At 50.8% G+C, this 17,539-nt stretch carries 16 protein-coding genes; 5 read left to right on the top strand and 11 right to left on the bottom strand.

Translation table 11 applies throughout. The annotated features are described in order from the left end of the window. From DFR42_RS27845 to DFR42_RS27855, 3 genes are all read left to right on the top strand, one after another. Positions 1-157 (top strand): transposase (locus DFR42_RS27845; RefSeq protein WP_146218891.1); only part of this gene is annotated, 157 nt, incomplete at its 5' end. Positions 158-246: 89 nt separating this feature from the next. Next, on the top strand, positions 247-4,743 hold the full coding sequence (locus DFR42_RS27850) for an AAA domain-containing protein (protein WP_110258347.1): 4,497 nt from the start codon (positions 247-249) through the stop codon (positions 4,741-4,743). Positions 4,744-4,747: 4 nt separating this feature from the next. Then, positions 4,748-5,344 (top strand): J domain-containing protein, encoded by a 597-nt coding sequence (locus DFR42_RS27855; RefSeq protein WP_110258348.1) that lies wholly within the window; start codon positions 4,748-4,750, stop codon positions 5,342-5,344. A 228-nt stretch (positions 5,345-5,572) separates the two neighbouring features. Here DFR42_RS27855 and ampC read toward each other — a convergent pair whose 3' ends face one another. From ampC to DFR42_RS27895, 8 genes are all read right to left on the bottom strand, one after another. Then, a complete protein-coding gene (gene ampC / locus DFR42_RS27860; RefSeq protein WP_110258349.1) occupies positions 5,573-6,733 on the bottom strand; it encodes a class C beta-lactamase in 1,161 nt (386 codons plus the stop codon). A 71-nt stretch (positions 6,734-6,804) separates the two neighbouring features. After that, positions 6,805-9,027: a TonB-dependent receptor plug domain-containing protein gene (locus tag DFR42_RS27865; protein ID WP_110258350.1), complete on the bottom strand. Its 2,223-nt coding sequence runs from the start codon at positions 9,025-9,027 to the stop codon at positions 6,805-6,807. Positions 9,028-9,130: 103 nt separating this feature from the next. After that, complete coding sequence (locus DFR42_RS27870) at positions 9,131-10,954, bottom strand: M56 family metallopeptidase (RefSeq protein WP_110258351.1); 1,824 nt, start codon at positions 10,952-10,954, stop codon at positions 9,131-9,133. Continuing rightward, complete coding sequence (locus DFR42_RS27875; protein ID WP_110258352.1) at positions 10,951-11,349, bottom strand: BlaI/MecI/CopY family transcriptional regulator; 399 nt, start codon at positions 11,347-11,349, stop codon at positions 10,951-10,953. The genes DFR42_RS27870 and DFR42_RS27875 overlap by 4 nt, the downstream gene beginning before the upstream one ends. Before the next feature lie 89 nt (positions 11,350-11,438). Then, positions 11,439-12,122: a GNAT family N-acetyltransferase gene (locus tag DFR42_RS27880; protein WP_110258353.1), complete on the bottom strand. Its 684-nt coding sequence runs from the start codon at positions 12,120-12,122 to the stop codon at positions 11,439-11,441. Between the two features lie 9 nt (positions 12,123-12,131). Further along, on the bottom strand, positions 12,132-13,313 hold the full coding sequence (locus DFR42_RS27885) for an ABC transporter permease subunit (RefSeq protein ID WP_110258354.1): 1,182 nt from the start codon (positions 13,311-13,313) through the stop codon (positions 12,132-12,134). Between the two features lie 90 nt (positions 13,314-13,403). Then, positions 13,404-14,306 (bottom strand): helix-turn-helix transcriptional regulator, encoded by a 903-nt coding sequence (locus DFR42_RS27890; RefSeq protein ID WP_110258355.1) that lies wholly within the window; start codon positions 14,304-14,306, stop codon positions 13,404-13,406. A 72-nt stretch (positions 14,307-14,378) separates the two neighbouring features. Then, positions 14,379-14,675 carry a hypothetical protein gene (locus DFR42_RS27895; protein ID WP_146218996.1) on the bottom strand — a complete coding sequence of 99 codons (297 nt, stop codon included), beginning with the start codon at positions 14,673-14,675 and terminating at the stop codon, positions 14,379-14,381. 4 nt (positions 14,676-14,679) lie between these two features. On the opposite strand from DFR42_RS27895, the gene DFR42_RS27900 reads away from it, so the two are divergent. After that, positions 14,680-15,342, top strand: a complete 663-nt coding sequence (locus DFR42_RS27900; protein ID WP_146218997.1) for a hypothetical protein — start codon at positions 14,680-14,682, stop codon at positions 15,340-15,342. An 86-nt stretch (positions 15,343-15,428) separates the two neighbouring features. On the opposite strand, the gene DFR42_RS27905 is transcribed toward DFR42_RS27900, so the two are convergent. Together DFR42_RS27905 and DFR42_RS29415 are read right to left on the bottom strand one after the other, a co-directional pair. Beyond that, complete coding sequence (locus tag DFR42_RS27905) at positions 15,429-16,160, bottom strand: flagellar brake protein (RefSeq protein WP_110258358.1); 732 nt, start codon at positions 16,158-16,160, stop codon at positions 15,429-15,431. A gap of 4 nt (positions 16,161-16,164) precedes the next feature. Continuing rightward, complete coding sequence (locus DFR42_RS29415) at positions 16,165-16,326, bottom strand: hypothetical protein (RefSeq protein WP_170133725.1); 162 nt, start codon at positions 16,324-16,326, stop codon at positions 16,165-16,167. Between the two features lie 70 nt (positions 16,327-16,396). Between DFR42_RS29415 and DFR42_RS27910 the strand changes: the two genes are divergently transcribed. Next, positions 16,397-16,930: an NADPH-dependent FMN reductase gene (locus DFR42_RS27910; protein WP_110258359.1), complete on the top strand. Its 534-nt coding sequence runs from the start codon at positions 16,397-16,399 to the stop codon at positions 16,928-16,930. Here the strand turns inward: DFR42_RS27910 and DFR42_RS27915 are convergent. Continuing rightward, positions 16,927-17,448: a TlpA family protein disulfide reductase gene (locus DFR42_RS27915; protein ID WP_110258360.1), complete on the bottom strand. Its 522-nt coding sequence runs from the start codon at positions 17,446-17,448 to the stop codon at positions 16,927-16,929. The genes DFR42_RS27910 and DFR42_RS27915 overlap by 4 nt on opposite strands. Between the last annotated feature and the right edge of the window lie 91 nt (positions 17,449-17,539).

The raw sequence follows: 17,539 nt of genomic DNA on the forward strand, positions 1-17,539 counted from the left end.
CACCTTTAGTGTCATGCCTCAGCGGTGGGTGGTGGAACGCTCTTTTGCTTGGCTGGAGAAATGCCATCGCCTTTGGAAAAACTGTGAGCGGCAATTGAATACCAGCTTGCAATTCGTTAATTTGGCCTTCCTCACTTTGCTCTTGCGCCGGGAGTGATCAAAAAAGATCTCGAACAGGTTCTAAGACAACATCATACAGTTTGCACGCCTCTACTCAATTCAAACAAGTGTCACTATGGGCTCGATATGACCGACAGCGCTAATCGTCTTATCGGACTTCTCGATTACATCGAACAGGTTGAAAAGCTTAAACGCAAACCAGCCTATATAGTTCCAACTGACTTCTTTGCCGCATATCAAACTGAACTTAAGGGCCTACCTGGGATTGAGTTCAGTATTCAAGTCGAGGGCGACGATATTTGGCTTAGGGTGCCTCGCTTGAAAGAAATTACACCACCCGATGTTGACAATGCACTTAGACCTTGGGTCACTATCTCGAAAAGCCCCGAAAAGTCACCACAGCTGCGGACCGAGCTTATTCTTATCGAAAACAAGAAAGAGGTCGGACTGCAGAATTTGATAGACCACCCGGAAATTCAACGTGCTTTTGAATGGTACGTCAAAGAGCTATGGGAACCTTGGGCATCAGCAGAAAGGCCGCGCCGCAAGACCATTAGTTTCTATAATAAGTTGTTCGCAGTTCAACAAACGATCGCGAGCGATGGTGCAGAAGCTCCACTGGAACTAGTGTGGGGACTTGGTTACGCGTGTTGGAAGAAAGAAGGTGCAGCCACCGCTATCCGTCACCCCTTGATTACGCAACCTTGTGAAATTCTTCTTAACGAGCAATCTTTTGAAATAGATGTTCGGCCACGAGATACAGATGCACGCTTGGAGCTTGACTGCTATGCAGATCTTGAGTTGCCAGGGGTTAGGCATTTGGAGGATTACTGGAAAAGTGTTCTTGCGACATCTGCAAATCGCGTCAATCCATTCGAGCCATCAACCTTCGAAGGGACGTTAAAAGCTGCGGTTGGGCATCTTGATTCCAACGGCGCTTATCTCGGCGGGAAAACAGAACCAGAAATGCCCGCACCGAGTGATACTTTACGCATTACCGATACGTGGGTGCTTTTCGTACGAAAGCGCTCTGACCATATTTTCGTTCAAGACATTCAACGATTGAAGCAGCGCCTCATCGCAAATCCGACCGTTCCACAGGTCATCGCTGGATTTGTTCAATCCGGTGACTCAACGGTCAGGGCGAGAACGCCCGTGCAATTTCGAGGCTTATCTTCCAGCAGATCTGGGCAGGGAGTTCGAGAGCTGTACTTTCCGATGCCTTATAACGATGAGCAAGTTTCTATCGTTGAAAAGCTGGAGACTAACGATGGTGTTGTGGTTCAGGGCCCCCCAGGCACTGGCAAGACACATACTATTGCAAATGTTATCTGTCATTTTCTCGCCCAAGGCAAGCGAGTATTGGTCGTAGCCAAAAGTGAAACAGCGCTTGCGGTATTACAAGAAAAATTGCCTGAACAAATTCGTCCACTTAGCGTTTCTCTACTTACCGACGAGCGCGATGGCATGCGCCAGTTTGAACATTCAATACAAACGATAGCTTCCAGCGTAAATGCGCTCAACCCCACCCAGTCCGCGACTGCTATCGCAGCACTTGAGGAACAACTCAATACCTTGCATGCAAAAATTGCGGCTGTGGATCAGACTATCAACAGCTTTGCCGAAAAACATATGCGGCATTATCCGTTTCAAGGACGTGAAACCTCTCCAGAAGAATTGGCCAAATTCGTTCTTGAAAACACCGATAGATTTGAGTGGTTAGACGACGAACTTGATTCCAAAACTTCTGGGACACTTAACTTTGCCGATGCTGACATCAACAGTTTAAGACAAGCACGAGTGCGGGTCGGCGCAGACTTGCCTTACTTGGACTGTGCTCTGCCAGTAGTGGACAGCTTTCCTGTTTGGACAAGTATCCTTGCGATACATAAAGATCTCATTAGAGCTAAAGAAATCGAACAGAGCGTGTCTAAGGGAGAGTTGCTGAAACTGGTCGATTCGACACATGAAACCTTTGTTCGTGCACAATCGCTTTCGATTTTCTTGGCAGAAAGAGAAACATTGCTTCAGACAATCAAACAAGCAGGCTTCATCTGGAGCGAAAACCTCAGCATTCGATTGGTCACTGCCGAAGCGACTGATCCAGCTCTGTTAGCTCTTGATCTGCTCATTGCAGATATCGAAAAGACCGAAGTGCTACGCCGTGAATTGCTTGCAAGAGCTGTGGCTATTCCATCAAATGCAGAGATACATGAGGAATTCCTGGAAGCTCTTGCCCGCTTGGTTTCTGGTAAAGGTCCGTTTGTGCTGCCCTTTGGAAAACAGGAAGCACGCGCCTTTGTAGCAAACGTGGCAATCGCCGGTAGAAGGCCAAGCTCGCCGGAGGAGTGGCAGCACGTAAAAACAAAAGTCCAGTATCTGCTGAAGGCCCGCGAGCTAGCAGCGCGCTGGAATGCATTGACAGCCGAATTTGAACTTCCAGCGACACATGGCGATACAGAAGAATCTTTTCGATCGTTGGTCAATTGGCAAAGCAATATCCAAAACATTCGGCGGTTTACTTCAGAATTTGAGACGACAATACGCAGTCACGTTGAAATGGTATTTGGACAAGAAGTGGTCATCTTCTTCGATGAACAACGGGACGCGTTGCTCAGTGCGATGCGTGCAAGTCTGTCCCAGCACATCAACAAGGAGCGTTTGATTTATGCGGCTCAACAGATCTCAGAGCTTATCAAGAAACTTGATGGGAAATCTGGACCAGTGGTGGCACAACTTCGACAATTTTTCATCTCGACAATAGGCAACACAGAAATAGCTGAATCGACACTTCAGCAGATTTGGCATGCATCAATCATTGAGCTGAAGCGAGTTACCGATCTACAGAGCAGCCTCAAGGAAATTGACCGGGTTACGGTCCTCATAGAAAAATCTGGAGCCAGTCGCTGGGCAAGGCGTTTGCGCCTTATGCCTGCAAACCCTGCATTCGGGGATACAACTACCCCAACTGACTGGCTTGAAGCTTGGAACTGGCGAATCGCCCGCGCGTTTCTTGAGCGAATTGACAGCCACCAGAAACTCAAAACTTTGTTCGAAGAGAAACGTACTCTTGAGATTGATTTGTCAAAAAATTACCGGGAGCTTATCGCGCAAAAAACTTGGCTCGGTGTCCATGACAATTCTCCTGATGATATTCGTCAGGCGCTACAAGCTTATTTAAATGCTATTCAAGCAATGGGTTCAGGCACAGGTATTCGCGCCGTGCGGTTTAGACGGAATGCAAGGGAAGCCATGCAACGGGCATACAAAGCTGTTCCCTGCTGGGTGCTACCACAATGGCGCGTATCTGAAACGTTACCACCAGAAATCGGTTTATTCGATCTGGTCGTTGTCGATGAAGCTTCTCAATCGGATATCTGGGCATTACCAGCGCTACTTAGAGGTAAAAAGCTTCTTGTCGTTGGCGATCACAAACAAGTATCGCCGTCTGCAATCGGCACCGCGGAATTGAAAATTCAGGAACTGATCGACAGATTCCTGCGAGATCAACCGCATGGTGCCGAAATGACGCCAGATAAATCAATATATGACTTGGCAAGAGTGGTTTTTGCAGGTAACTCCGTTATGCTCAAAGAGCACTTCCGTTGCGTTCCGGCCATTATTGAGTTCTCGAATCGCGAATTTTATCAAGGCGACATCAAACCGCTCAGAATTCCTAAGGCTTCGGAAAGGCTTGACCCGCCACTGATTGATGTGTTTGTACGTGGAGGCTATCGCAAAGAAGATACCAATCCCCCTGAAGCGAAAGCGATTGTGGATGAAATAAAGGCCATCATCGCTGATCCAACTCTGACGGGAAGATCTATCGGTGTCGTCACCCTACTTGGAATGGTACAGGCTGCGCATATCGCCAAATTGATCAATGAAGATATTTCACCTACAGACATCGTTGAACGAAGAATCGCTGTTGGTCCACCGCCAGTGTTTCAAGGACGCGAACGCGACATTATGCTTGTTTCAATGGTACTAGAACCAGGAGACCGTTCTACCGCTAACAAACTGGAAATGGAGCAACGTTTAAATGTTGCATTGTCGCGCGCTCGGGATCGCATGTATTTGTTTAGATCCGTCCAAGAGTCTGCCTTCAAGCCCGATAGCCTAACAGCCAAGTTAATTAGACATTTCCGACATCCATTTACCCAAGATGCTCGGCGAATTGATACATTACGCGAGCGTTGCGAATCCAATTTTGAACGAGATATGTTTGATCTATTGGTCGCACAGAATTATCGTGTCGAACCACAGGTTCGTTGCGGTGGTTACCGCATCGATTTTGTTATCGAAGGGTCTGAAGGTAGGCGGCTAGCAGTTGAATGTGATGGCGACAGATTCCATGGCCCTGGACAATGGATGGATGATATGAGTCGCCAGCGCATATTGGAGCGCGCTGGATGGACTTTCTGGCGATGTTTCGCATCAAGTTTTGTCATGAATCGGGAGAGAGTCGCTGCAGATTTGTTCGCTACATTAGACAAAATGGGCATTGAGGCATTAGGTGCAGAGTCCGTGGACAACACGATTTGGACTCTTCATCGAGAGGCAGATCCTTATGACGTAGGCCCCGAAGAAAAAGTCGAATCAGAACAATCAACTAAAGTGTAATCGTATGACACGTATTTACATTCAGAAGTCGATTTTTGAGCTTCAAGAAATGTTTGAAGTTTCCAAATCCGACCATTGTGAGTTGAAAAAAATTGCTGCAGAACTTAAACATCGACAAGTTCGAAAGGCAACAGCACTTGCAAAACAAGTTCAAGATGCAATTATTGCGCTTGGAGAAAATACCGATCATATTAATCAAACGGAGACTTCCCCAAATCCACGCCCAATTATTGATTGTAAATGCGGGCAACGCCTTCGTCTCCAGATAGAAGTCGAGAATCGGCAGTACACATGCATAAAATGTAATGCTATATTTTCGGCTTCATTCAAGAACGGCATTCTAACGTTAATGTTTGAACAGGAACAAAAATCGCCACCAGATGATAATGACCTCTTAACCCTGGAAGATGCTTATAAGTTATTTGAGGCAGACAAAGGGACTGAGTGGGAAGCAATAGAACACAAGCGGCGGCGACTCATTCAGCAATACCATCCAGACAAGGTTGCGGCACTTGGGCCAAAACTCCGTATTGTCGCTGAAGCCGAGGGAAAGCGCATCAACGTTGCCTTTGATATGGTTAGAAAATCGAGAGGTTTTTAACACTTTTCAAGTATCAGAAGCAGACGCTATAAAGATGGACGACAAAAAAGCAAATTCCCAACTGAATAACATTAATCAGAATTTCAATGCTATAAGTTGCCGAACTAAACCTCTGTAATACCTCCCACAGTCTCCTGCCTGAGCAAGGCAGGTACGGAACACTTGGCCCACAGCTTTGTGAACCATCTGTCCTGAAAGACATGCATTGAACTCAATTTTTTGGCTAATTTATGCCCCCAACTGCCCCAATATTTTCTGCGCAGTTTCTATACGCAACTTGTTGGGATAACTCTTGTTGGCGAGGATGACTATGCCTATTTTCTTGTGTGGTACAAAGGCGATGTAGGCACCGAAGCCGTTGGTCGCGCCGGTTTTGTGGATGAAGACATTGGCTGTGGATGTCATGGGTGGTGTGATTTTTTGTACGGGTGTGGCTTCGAAGACCATGCGGTCAGATGAGCCTTCAAACAGGGTGGCCAGGTCTGCGGGGTATGGGTATAGTTCCCAGATCAGGCTTTGGGTCATGCCACCGGCTTTGAAATAGCCGGTGTGGGTATTTTTCAGGGCTTGTGCAAATTCTGGTGCGAGTGGCATGTCGCCGAGGTTGGCCTTGATAAATTGCAGCAGGTCGCTGGCGGTAGTTCTGACGCCGTAGGCTTCTATGGAAAGCACGTCGTCGCGCAGGCGGACTGGGGTGTCGTCTTTTTTATAGCCTTGAGCATAGTCTGCGCGCTTGTTGTTTGGCACGACGAGGTAGCTGCTGTTCATACCAAATGCGGGAAAGATTTGTTCCTGCATGATATTTGCTGCAGGCTGTTGCAGGCTTTGGGCGGCGATGACGCCGAGCAGGCCTATGCTGATATTGCTATAGGTTCTGTATGTGCCCTGTGTATGCGCTGGCTTCCAGTTTTTTAAATAGCTCATCAGTTGTTCGTCGTTCTTGACTGTCTCTGGCACCTGCAATGGCAGGCCACCTGTGGTGTGGGTAGCCAGGCTAAGCAGGCTGGTGCTTCCAAAGCTGTGGCCTTTGAGGCTTTGGAGGTGGTCTGCTACTTTGTCATTGAGTTTGAGCTTGCCTCTTTCTTGCGCCAGTGTTGCCATGGTTGCGGTAAAGGTTTTGCTGATGGAGCCTATTTCAAACAGGGTGGTGTCAGTCACCGGCGTGTTGTCTGCTTTGGATGCCAGGCCATAGTTGAAGATGTATTGCTGGCCGTTGACATAGATACCGACGGCCATGCCGGGGATGGCATTGCTATCTTTGAGGGGGAGCACGGCTGCATCGACAACGCTTTTGACGTCGTCGACTTGTGCACTCATGGTATTGAAGCTGAGCATGGATGCGCAGAAAAATATGCTGGTACTGAGAAATTTCATGCTTGAGGATTTCATTTGTTTGTCCTTAAAAATTGCTAAAAATTATAGTCTTGATGAATGCTGTGGGCTTGCATTACAGTTTCAATTTACAGCTTCAGCTCCCACACCAGACGCCAGGTGCGTGCTGTTTGTTGCAGGCCGGTTTCTGTCCAGCGTGAAGTTTCATTGGTGTAGCTGCCGTATTCGACTTTGTCTTGTTGCAGAACATTGGCGATGGAAAATCGTAGCTGACTTTGCTTGCTTTGTTTCCAGGCCAGGTAGATATCCAGATGGCGTCTGGGGTTGCTGTGCCCGGTCAGGTAAACAGATTCACGCAAGCTGCTGGCAGCCTGGTAGTTGTAGTCTGCGCCTATGCGCCAGGCGGGTTGCACCTGGTAATCTGCCCCCACGCTTACCAGCAGGCCGGTTTGCTGGGCGAGGCGGTTGTCGGGGCCGGGTATTTTTTCTACGGTGGACCAGTTGCGGTTGAGGTTGCCGTGTATTTCTATGGCGGGTATGGATGCAGTTTGCCCCAAGCCAAATTTGCTGCCCAGTTCTTGCAGGTTGGCCTTGGCTTCAATTTCCAGGCCCACTATCCTGGCGCGGCCATTGTTGAAGAGGCTGGCTACCCAGGTTTTACCGTTCTGATCGAGTTGTTCCAGCATGACGTCATCGATACGTCGCCAGTAGGCATTGGCACTGATGACGCTGCCTTCTGTCAGGTAATGCTCATAGGCCAGCTCCAGACCCCAGGCGCGTTCTGGACGCAAGTTGGGGTTGCCCTGAAAATCTGCATTCAGCGGGGTATTGTTATTATCGATGCGGAAGCGGCGCGGCACGAGGTTGGCGACGGTAGGCAGCTTGAAGCTGCGGTTGAGGGCCATGCGCCATTGTCTTTGTGCATCGAGTTTCCAGACGCTTTGCAGTATGGGGCTGAGCATGTTTGATTTATTCTCAAAGTCGAAGGCTCCAGCCTCTCTGCTATTGCTGCTGATGCGCTCCATGCGCAAACCCAGGTAGGCCGACCAGGCGCTGTTGATGGTCCATTCATCCTGTATGTAGACTGCCAGTTTTTGCAGGCTGGCCTGATAGGCATGGGGATCTATGGGCGTGGGGCCGGTGCCGATGATAAATTCTTGTTCATCACGGTTTTCATGTCGCAATGCGCGGCTGGCTTCCCAGCCCAGGCTAAGTACATGTGATGCTGAATACGGGGCCAGGTATTTTCCGTTGAAGCGATATTCTCGTTCATCGGCATCGCCAGTGACATAGCGATGTACCGCCAATGCGCCGCTATTGTCCTTGCCCCAGAACTGGAATTTGGCAGAACGGTCGAACGTGTTCCAGCCGAAATTCATCGTCAGTTTGGCGCTGTCGGCCAGACGGCGTTCCCAACTGATATCGTTGCGTGAAGTGAGTAAATGGGCAGCCCAGATGCTGTGGTTGTCAGGGAATTCTGTGCTTTGCTCTGGTGGCGAATTGTCTTTCTCATGCTTGGCTTGCTCTTGCCTGGAGAGGCTGAGATTGCCTTGCCAGTTGATGCTGTCTTGTGCATCGATTTTCCAGCTCAGGCGGGGTGACAGGCTGGCGACATCGCGACGGTTTTGCTGGCTTTGTTGCAGCAGCCTGTCTGTTTGCATGTGCCATGCCGTATTTGTGTTTGCGCTTGCATTTGCGCGCGTGGAATACTTCTCGGCCTGGATGGCATTGACTTCGGTACTATTGCTTTCCAGCGTGCCTGCCAGGACATAGGAAATGTCGGCCTGTGTGCCAGGCAATTTATCGCCGACACTCCAGGACAGATTGCCAGAGAGGCGGCCATCTTGCATGCTGGCATTGGATTTGATTTCTGTGGCTTGCTTGCTGCTTTTTTTCTTGAGGATAATGTTGATGGTCCCGGCTATGCTTTGGGCGCTGACATCGGCACCGGCAACGCGCATGACTTCTATGCTTTCTATCAGGTCCGGGGCGATGCTGTCTATGCTGAAGCCGACTGGTGTGGCCTGGCCATTGAGCAGTATCTGGGTATAGCCATTGCCCAGGCCGCGCATGCGTATCTCTGCGCCCCTGCCCTTGCTTTCGGTAACGCTGATGCCGGGCAGGCGCTTCAGGACTTCGCTGAGGTTGGTATCACCGTATTTATCCAGGTCTTCACGGCCATAGACGACACGCATGCCTACATCTTCCTGCCTGTCGCGGTTAGGCTGGCTTTTGGCGCTGATTTCGACTTGTTGCGGAGTCTGTTGCGCCAGCGCTGGCTTGCTGGCAAACAGGGCCAGTATGCTCAGGGCGATGGTGGACAGACGTGTTGAGGTCTGCTGAAAAAGCATGATGTTTTCTTTCTTCTGGTTTTAAAGGCGTGAGCAGTCCCTGCGCCATTGCTGGCGCAAGACTGTCATGCGTGGAAAAGGGGGATTAGTTGCTCAGGGTGATCTAGCCTGGCGCTGCTGTTGCTGCTTCAAGAGCATTACGTATCTGCACAATATCGTCAGTGCGCACGTCGCTGTTTTTTGCGTTCAGCAAGACCATGATGATGGGCTTGCCTGCAATGATGGTTCGCATACTCAGGCAGCGGCCTGCGATTTTGGAGTAGCCGGTTTTAGAGAGGCTGATATCCCACTCTTTGTTGCCGGTCAGGTCGTTGGTGCTTTGGTATTGATGGAGCTGGCCTGCAACCATGTATGTCCCATCACTGCGGCTGGTCAGCCTGCGCAGTTCGGGATAACTGGCGGCGGCTTGTACCAGGCGCGCTACATCCCGCGCATTGGAGCGATTTTTTTCGGAGATGCCCGCGGCTTCTTCCAGATGGGTGGCCCGCAAACCCAGGCTGGCGGTTTTATTTTGCAGGGCAGCGACAAAGGCTTGCTTGCCACCGGGGTAGCTCCTGGCCATTGCTCTTGCTGCGGCATTGCTGGAAGGTGTCAGCATCAATTCCAGCAGGGTCTGGCGTGACAGGGTCATGCCTGCCTGCAATTTGACCTGGGTATTTTGCCAGCCAGTCACATCGTCTTTGCTGATGGTGACGTTTTCGTTCATATCCAGTCTGGCATCCAGCATGACCATGGCTGTCACCAGCTTGCTGATTGAGGCGATGGGTACAATGGTGTCGGCATTTTTTTCCAGCAAGACTTTGCCGCTTTGCTCATCCAGTACCAGTACATGTGCTGAACTGGTTTTGATATAGGCGTTGAGGTGTACGGGTGCTTCTGTTTTTTGGGTGACACTGGGCACCGAAGGCTCTGGCGTAGCATTGACCTGGGTTTGCAATACCAGCAGTAAAGCAGCAGCAATGCCAAGGACGGGTGCGGCCATCTTCCAGTGCCAGGGTTGTGCATCGGGGCGTACCAGGCGCTTGATGCGCGACAGCAGGTCGCCACCATTGGCTGCCATGGCTGTCTGTGGCATGCCTGCTATCTGCAGTTTATCCAGCACTTGCAGGGCGCGTGCCAGTGGCTTGGCCTGGCCCAGCATGGCGGCGGCCATGTCATCGGCGATCAGCTCTCTTTCGGCATCGATGCGTTTTGATATCCACCATACTGCAGGATGATAAAACAGCAGTGACAAGACCAGGTTTTGCAAGAGATTGACGGCATAGTCCCAGCGTTTGATATGGGCCAGCTCATGTGCCAGCAAGGCTTCCAGCATATCGGGTGCCATGCCGGTCAGCAAAGACGCGGGCATGACGACGACGGGCTTGAGGCAGCCATAGGTGACCGGGCTTACCAGGTCTTTCTGGAACTTCAATGTCACCTGGCGGCGAATGGCAAACTGGTAAGCCAGTTGATTGCTGCGGGCCTGCCATTGCTGCGTCAGGGCAGCCAGGTCATTGCCATGCTGGCCCAGACGGTAAACCCATAACAGGCCGAGCGCCAGACGCATGAGCATGAGCAGCACACCCATACTCCAGACAGTGACTACCAGCGGTAGCCAGGCTTCAATCCGGGCTGCCAGCAGGCTTTGCTTGACCCAGACCAGGTCCAGCGAGACATTGGCCTTGCCAGCCAGCTGTATCGCCGTCTCAAGGCTGATGGTTTGCGGGTCTTGCCATTGCTGCAGCACACCTGCTACAGGCCACAGCAGGCACATGAGCATGGCTGTGCATGCCAGCATATAGCGCAATTGCGGCCTTGCATTGCGGGTCAGGGCCAGCAGGATGGCGCAGACGCTGGCAATCAGGGCACCCTGCCAGACAAAATGCAGCAAGGGCCAGCCCAGCAATTCAGCGACGGTATATTCTGTAAATGAAACTGCTGTCATGATTTTTTCTCATCCTGCAGGATTTGTTCGATTTCATCACGTTCTTTGTCGCTGACATGGCCGCCACGCAAGGCGGCCAGCACCAGGGCCTTGCCAGAACCGGCGAAGACTTTTTGTATCATGTCCTTGAGCAAATTGGTTTGCAGTGAATCCTGCTCCTGGGATGGCGCATACACATGCGAGCGCTGGCTTTCATCGCGCGTCAAAATACCCTTGCCATGCATGATTTGCAGATGGCGCAAGACGGTGGCATAAGCCAGATCGGGCCGTTCTGCCTGTATGGTTTCATGCAATTGCTTGGCGCTCATGGGGCCATGCTGCCACAAGACCTTGAGCAGGTTCAGCTCGGACGCCGTGGGTTTGGGGATAGATGATTTTGCAACTGAGGAAGACATATTCTGCATCCAATTTACACAATGGATGCAGAATAAATGTTCTAGAAACTTTTGTCTAGAACTTTTTTTCTAGATTAGCTTTTCATTTATCAGCGAGTATATTTGATGGTCCTGGCCAGCGATACCGCATAGTCGTCAAAGCCCATGCCCAGATACAGGCGATGCAATTGCTCATGCTCAAGCAGGACACGCAAAAAAATCTTTTGTTGCGCCTGCATGTGGCGGCGTATCAAAGCCAGTACCAGCCGCCTGGCCCAGCCCTGGCCCTGAAAATCGGGATGGGTACAGACACCGCTGATTTCCCGGTAGCCACCTGCGCAATGCCGTGCGCCTGCCATGGCAAATAAATACGGGCCGTTGTAGACGCCTATGTATTCGCCCAGCTCCAGGCTACACGGGCTGAAAGGGCCGGGTCTGGTCAGGTCCACCAGTTGCATGGCGGCTGTTGCGTCAGATGGGCCCAGACGCTGGGCGTCCAGGCTCTCATCTGCCGGGGGCATGCCTGCATTCCACAGCATTTTTTGTATGCTGCATTCTGCTTCTACTGACCATGCTTGCGGCAAGCTGATAGTGGCAAGTCCATCGTAATACACTTGCTCGCCGGGGCTGACTAGCGTGGCCAGTCCTGTGAAATCTGGATTGGCCCGGTCTGCAAAACCAACGAATGCAGGAAAGCCTTCGACATAGCGGCGCACTCTGGCATTGCCCATGGAAAACGGCAGATGCGGGCCTGACAAGGTATGCCAGACGATGTTATCGAGCAGGTTTTCCATGATGTTCTTTTACTGGCTTGCAAGCTGCATTCTGTCTTCATGCCTGGGTGCTGGCCACAGACCCGCCGGGCGTTTCAACATGATGATGACCATGGTCAGGCCCAACAGTAATTGCCGCAATACTTCAGGCTCTATCAACATATGCCCGAACAGTTGTTGTTGCAAGGGGGCGACTATATAGCGCAATACCTCGGGCAGGATAGCCAATAACAGTGCGCCAAGAATGACACCGGGAATATGGCCGATGCCACCCAGTATCACCATCGATAAAACGATAATGGATTCATTCAGTGAAAATGATTCTGGCGAGATAAAACCCTGGAAGGCAGCAAACATGGCACCGGCCACGCCACCAAACGAGGCCCCCATGGCAAAGGCCAATAATTTGATATTGCGGGTGTTGATGCCCATGGCAATGGCGGCAGTTTCATCTTCACGGATGGCGACAAAGGCACGACCCAGGCGTGAATCATGCAGGCGCACAGTGACGAAGATAATGCCCGCGCACAGACTCAAGAACAGGAAGTAATAGGCATTCACCGAGGGCATGGAAAAACCGGCAAAATGCACTGTGGCCTGCGAACCCGGCTCGCCGCCCAGAGACACGCCAAAGATGCGTATGTGATCTATCATATTGATGCCCTTGGGGCCGTCTGTGATATTCACAGGCGCATTCAGGTTGATGATGAAGATGCGCACAATCTCACCAAAGCCAAGGGTAACGACAGCAAGGTAATCACCACGCAGCTTCAGGGTAGGTGCGCCCAGCAGTGCTCCCAGTACAGCCGCCAGCGCTGCACCCAGCGGAACAATGATCCACACTGATAAATGGATGCCATGCTCAGCAATTTCCGGCCCGCATAGCCATAGCAAAGCCTTGCCCAGCATGGGGAAATTATTGATCAGGGATTCCAGCAGGACAGCAAATTGCGGTGAGGCCAGCAAACCTGTCATATACGCACCGAGGGCATAAAAGGCGATATAACCCAGGTCAAGCAATCCGGCAAAGCCGACGACAATATTCAAGCCCAGTGCCAGCATGATGTAGAGCAAGGCGAAGTCCATGATACGTACCCAGGCATTGCCAAACTGCATGGCAATAAAGGGCAAGGCCAGCATCAGCACCGTCAATAGCGCGAGCAGCGGATAGGCCTGGCGTGGGTTGCTGCGGGTATCAAAGTAATGGGACATAAGCCTTCCTGCTTGTTTCGGTACTGGCGATCTTAAACACCGATCACTGGCGCCGCTACCACAATCTTGCTCAGTTTTTTTACATCATGCTCAACTAGTGCTATTGCGCTGGCGCGATTGCGTCGGTGTCATGCCGAATACCGAACGGAAGCTGGAAGTGAAATGACTGTGGCTGGCAAAGCCGGATGCATGGGCGATCTGGGTCAGGTCTGCGCAGGAGGCCTGCATGGCGCGCAAGGCCCTGGCCAGCCGGGTGCGTACCAGATAGCGGTGCACAGGCAAGCCAACTTCTTCCCTGAATACCCTGGCGAGGTGGAAGGGCGATGCATGCACATGGCTGGCCAGCTCATCGAGCGCCCATTCCTGTTGCGGACACAGCGAGATGAGTTCCTTGACTGCTTCAACTTGCGAGCGTCTGCGAGCCTGCGTCTGGGTATGCCTGGTGCGCTGCAATTGCTGGCGGTCCAGGCAAGCTGCCTGCACTGAACTGGTCAGCACGGAGACGCTGATTTCCTGCACAGCCAGTTGATTGACGACGGGCTCATGCAGATGCCGCCACAGGAGTTCGCGATTGAGTACACTGGCTGGTGGCAACAGACTATGTGGCCTGAGTGCCGGAGCATACAGTTGTTCCACACCAACGGCATCAACCAGCATTTGCATGAGCGCTTCTTTTGAGAAGTCCAGTACCAGGGCTTCATCACCTATGTCACCAGGAAAGGTGATGCGGTAAGGCTGGCCTGTCCCCAGGAAAATCGCATGATTGGCATTGGCAATGACATGCTGTTTTGGGCCATCATGTTTGGCCAGCACACCGGCGATGGGTAGCAATACCAGGTCAGCAGTTTCGCATTCCAGCTCTTTGCTATCATCAGGCGCAGGTCTGGCCACGCCATGCCGTATGGACAGGAGTTCGCTTTCGAAAAGGGTGCGCAGTGTAAGTGCCATGGCAGGATTGGCAAAACTCCAGGTAATCAGGTCTGGCACTATCATGCCAGCTTCCAGAAACAGCTTATGTCAGTTCTTCACAAATTTTAATTTGATAATACTGTATTCCATTGAAGTTTAGCTACCTGCTATTGCCAGCGCCACGGCGGTCATTTTCTGGACGGTATTCCAATTTGCAACTTGAAGTATTGAGTAATGCGCCATCTGAATCAGATTAGCGCTTTGCTTGCCATCGCGTTGCAAGCACTTCAAAGTACGCGTCGCAAGATTTTTATCATTCCACCACAACCAGTAAAACATGCTCACGACTAAACATATCTGGAGAACCGCGCCAACACTTACACTGTTATCGATGCTGCTGTCTGTCACCCCAATTTCATTTGCACGCGTTCCGCCCATACCTGAAATGGTCATGCAGATGAATACCCGGTTGGAAGTGAACGTGAATGGATCGACGATCAAAATCAAGGCAGATGATACCTTTGAACGCGAATATGAATTCGATGGTTGCAAGCTAAGAAGCCATACCAGTCCAAGAACCTCAAGATGGTTTGGGAGCCTGGGGCTTAGCGACGTGGGTTCTGCACCATTTTTTTCCTTTTTTGTGCCTGGCGCATGCAAAGGTATCAGCCGTACTGTAGTAGAAGAGAATCAATTGCATTTTGATGATATCAAGTTTATTTATCAATGGCTGGCAGACAAGAAAGAGCTGGCAAATGGTTCTTACAATACAGTCTGGAACAGTGAAGGCCTGGCCGTGTTCTGGAAGGCAGTGCCAGGCAGGGCGGAGTTAAGTGTGGACGTGGTATTACTATGCCTGAATGGCCAGCCAGCGAAGAATCTGGAAGGCGCCATAGATACCGCTATTACCTGGCATCCCAATGAACAGGGCCAGACTATTCGGCACTGCAATCCTGTAGATAAAAACGTAGCCAGAGAAACCCGCCGTCAAATTCAAGGCTTCTGGAAATCAACCGAGTTAATGTTCGAACAAGCCAGAAAGCGCGAGGAGCGTTATAAGGCGGCAAAAGAATCGAAAGAAAAACAGGAAACCGGGCAGGACATGAAAATGGCTGAGTGAATCAATTGCCACGCATCTCACAATATCTCAGGCCCCCGACAACATGACACTGTCGTACACGGCGCGGCGGCCTGGCACTGGCTCGCTCACTTTGGCAACAACTTGCGCCGCTCATATTCAAGCTGATTGATATGTCTTTGTATGGCGACATCCATTTCATGCGGCAATTTATGAAAGCTGATACCTATACGGTATCTGCCCTGCTTGTTCTTTTCTATGGGGGTAACATGGCGCACCACACCTTCACAGCGAATAACATTGCGTATGCCCAGCACGATATGCAGCCTGGCGATGCGGTCCTGTACCTTGACTTCTGGCGGGCCGGACACTTGCACACTCAAGCCGCCCACGCATAAATCGAAGATGGGCCAGTAAGCCAGGGTTTCGCCTTTGTCGTCGTAGAGCCTGACCTTGAGCGGATCGACTATCGGTAATTCATTGCGGAAATATTCCCGCCGCTGCATGCGCACGACGCGCTGCGGGATAGGCACCCAGAAGGCATCCTGACCACCCCAGGTAAAACGCTGTGGATTAACACCGCTGAACTGTACACGTATGCCGTCAGGCAGAGCCAGAAAAACGCAGCTATTGGCTTTTTCCAGCAACTTGTTGGCGCGGGCATCGCCACCTATGTCGAATACCAGTCCATCGTCCCTGGCAGAAAGTATCAGGGTCACGATGAATTCACGACCTTCATTGAAATAGACTGTGACTGGTTCACGTCTATGGGCAAGCTCATTCAAGATCCCCAGAATTTCTCGCTGCCCCAACAGGAAAAATTTATCTTCTATTTCGTCATTACTGAATGATGCTGACATCCATTTACCTTTTTGTATATTTTTCTTGAAAAATAGACTGCTTATTACTAATGGTCAATAAAATAATATCGTCAATGTCAAGATTTGACATATCAGTTGCTTTTTTGCCTTGAGAAGCTGACTCACCATCTTGTTTTCCCGGCAAAGACCATCGTTTTTCCGCCATCTCCACTATCTTTTTATCACATACTATTTAACGCATAATGTCTGCTTGCTCACATAGGATGCACAGACCAATGAAGATACTGGCAATTTGCGGCAGTTTGCGCGCGGCATCCCTGAATGCCATGCTGTTACGTGCTGCTGCACGCCTGGCACCGCCGGATATGGCAATACTGGTTTATGAAGGGATGGCAGCATTGCCCCTGTTTAATCCCGATCTGGATTTGACACCCCCTGCTACCGTACTGGACTTGAAAGCACAGATCAGTGCCGCAGATGCCGTGCTGATTGCAAGCCCGGAATATGCCCACGGCGTGACTGGCGTCATGAAAAATGCACTGGACTGGACAGTCAGCAGCGATGTGTTTGTCAACAAGCCTGTCATCGTCTTCAATGCGTCCCCCAGGGCCACCCATGCTGATGCTGCCTTGCGCGAGATACTGGGCGTGATGTCGGCGAAGATACTGGAAACAGCATCTGTGAAGCTGCCTGTGATAGGTGCGGGGCTGGATGAGGATGGCATGCTCAGCCATCCTGACATTGCAGAAATTTTAAAGGCAGCGCTGCTGGCTGCCAAAACCGAGTTGCAAAGCTTCCCGCTCGACTAGGTCGCTAAAGCCTGTTCCAGCAGCGTATGTAATTCAGTAAACGATGGTTCACCGACATAGCGTTTGAGGATATTGCCTTGCTTGTCGATGACATAGGTGGTTGGTGTCAGCCTGACATCGCCAAATGACTTGGCCAGCTGGCCCTGGGTATCAAGGGCAACATGGAAAGGCAACTTGCGAGTTTCGGCGTAGTTGAGCACATAATTCGGTGGGTCATAGCTCATGGCGACGGCGACAAATTCCAGGCCTTGCTTATTGTATTTATTATAGGTTTCTATCATCTTCGGCATTTCTGCTACGCAAGTGACGCAGGAGGTTGCCCAGAAGTTCACCATGAGCACTTTGCCACGCAAGCTTTCTGAGGAGATTTTTTCGCCTTTGAGATTGACGAAAGTGACTGCCGGTGCAGGTGTTTTAGACTGGTAATTCATGAAAAACGTGACCGCCAGTGCGATCAGTGCTATTGCAGCAATGACGGAGAAGATCGCAAATTTACGCGGTGAAGAAGGCGCCAGCATGGTTTTCCCAAAGCAAAAAACAAATCAATAAACAATACAAAAGCGCATTATACGGCTTAAGTCATCATCAGGTTTTGCGCCCGCTCACAAG

This window comes from Undibacterium pigrum (genome assembly GCF_003201815.1).
GTDB classification, from domain to species: domain Bacteria; phylum Pseudomonadota; class Gammaproteobacteria; order Burkholderiales; family Burkholderiaceae_D; genus Undibacterium; species Undibacterium pigrum.

Coding starts and splice junctions, on each gene's coding strand:
- DFR42_RS27850 (WP_110258347.1), top strand. CDS start 247: ATGACCGACAGCGCTAATCGTCTTATCGGACTTCTCGATTACATCGAA.
- DFR42_RS27855 (WP_110258348.1), top strand. CDS start 4,748: ATGACACGTATTTACATTCAGAAGTCGATTTTTGAGCTTCAAGAAATG.
- ampC (WP_110258349.1), bottom strand. CDS start 6,733: ATGAAATCCTCAAGCATGAAATTTCTCAGTACCAGCATATTTTTCTGC.
- DFR42_RS27865 (WP_110258350.1), bottom strand. CDS start 9,027: ATGCTTTTTCAGCAGACCTCAACACGTCTGTCCACCATCGCCCTGAGC.
- DFR42_RS27870 (WP_110258351.1), bottom strand. CDS start 10,954: ATGACAGCAGTTTCATTTACAGAATATACCGTCGCTGAATTGCTGGGC.
- DFR42_RS27875 (WP_110258352.1), bottom strand. CDS start 11,349: ATGTCTTCCTCAGTTGCAAAATCATCTATCCCCAAACCCACGGCGTCC.
- DFR42_RS27880 (WP_110258353.1), bottom strand. CDS start 12,122: ATGGAAAACCTGCTCGATAACATCGTCTGGCATACCTTGTCAGGCCCG.
- DFR42_RS27885 (WP_110258354.1), bottom strand. CDS start 13,313: ATGTCCCATTACTTTGATACCCGCAGCAACCCACGCCAGGCCTATCCG.
- DFR42_RS27890 (WP_110258355.1), bottom strand. CDS start 14,306: ATGATAGTGCCAGACCTGATTACCTGGAGTTTTGCCAATCCTGCCATG.
- DFR42_RS27895 (WP_146218996.1), bottom strand. CDS start 14,675: ATGACCATTTCAGGTATGGGCGGAACGCGTGCAAATGAAATTGGGGTG.
- DFR42_RS27900 (WP_146218997.1), top strand. CDS start 14,680: ATGAATACCCGGTTGGAAGTGAACGTGAATGGATCGACGATCAAAATC.
- DFR42_RS27905 (WP_110258358.1), bottom strand. CDS start 16,160: ATGTCAGCATCATTCAGTAATGACGAAATAGAAGATAAATTTTTCCTG.
- DFR42_RS29415 (WP_170133725.1), bottom strand. CDS start 16,326: ATGGCGGAAAAACGATGGTCTTTGCCGGGAAAACAAGATGGTGAGTCA.
- DFR42_RS27910 (WP_110258359.1), top strand. CDS start 16,397: ATGAAGATACTGGCAATTTGCGGCAGTTTGCGCGCGGCATCCCTGAAT.
- DFR42_RS27915 (WP_110258360.1), bottom strand. CDS start 17,448: ATGCTGGCGCCTTCTTCACCGCGTAAATTTGCGATCTTCTCCGTCATT.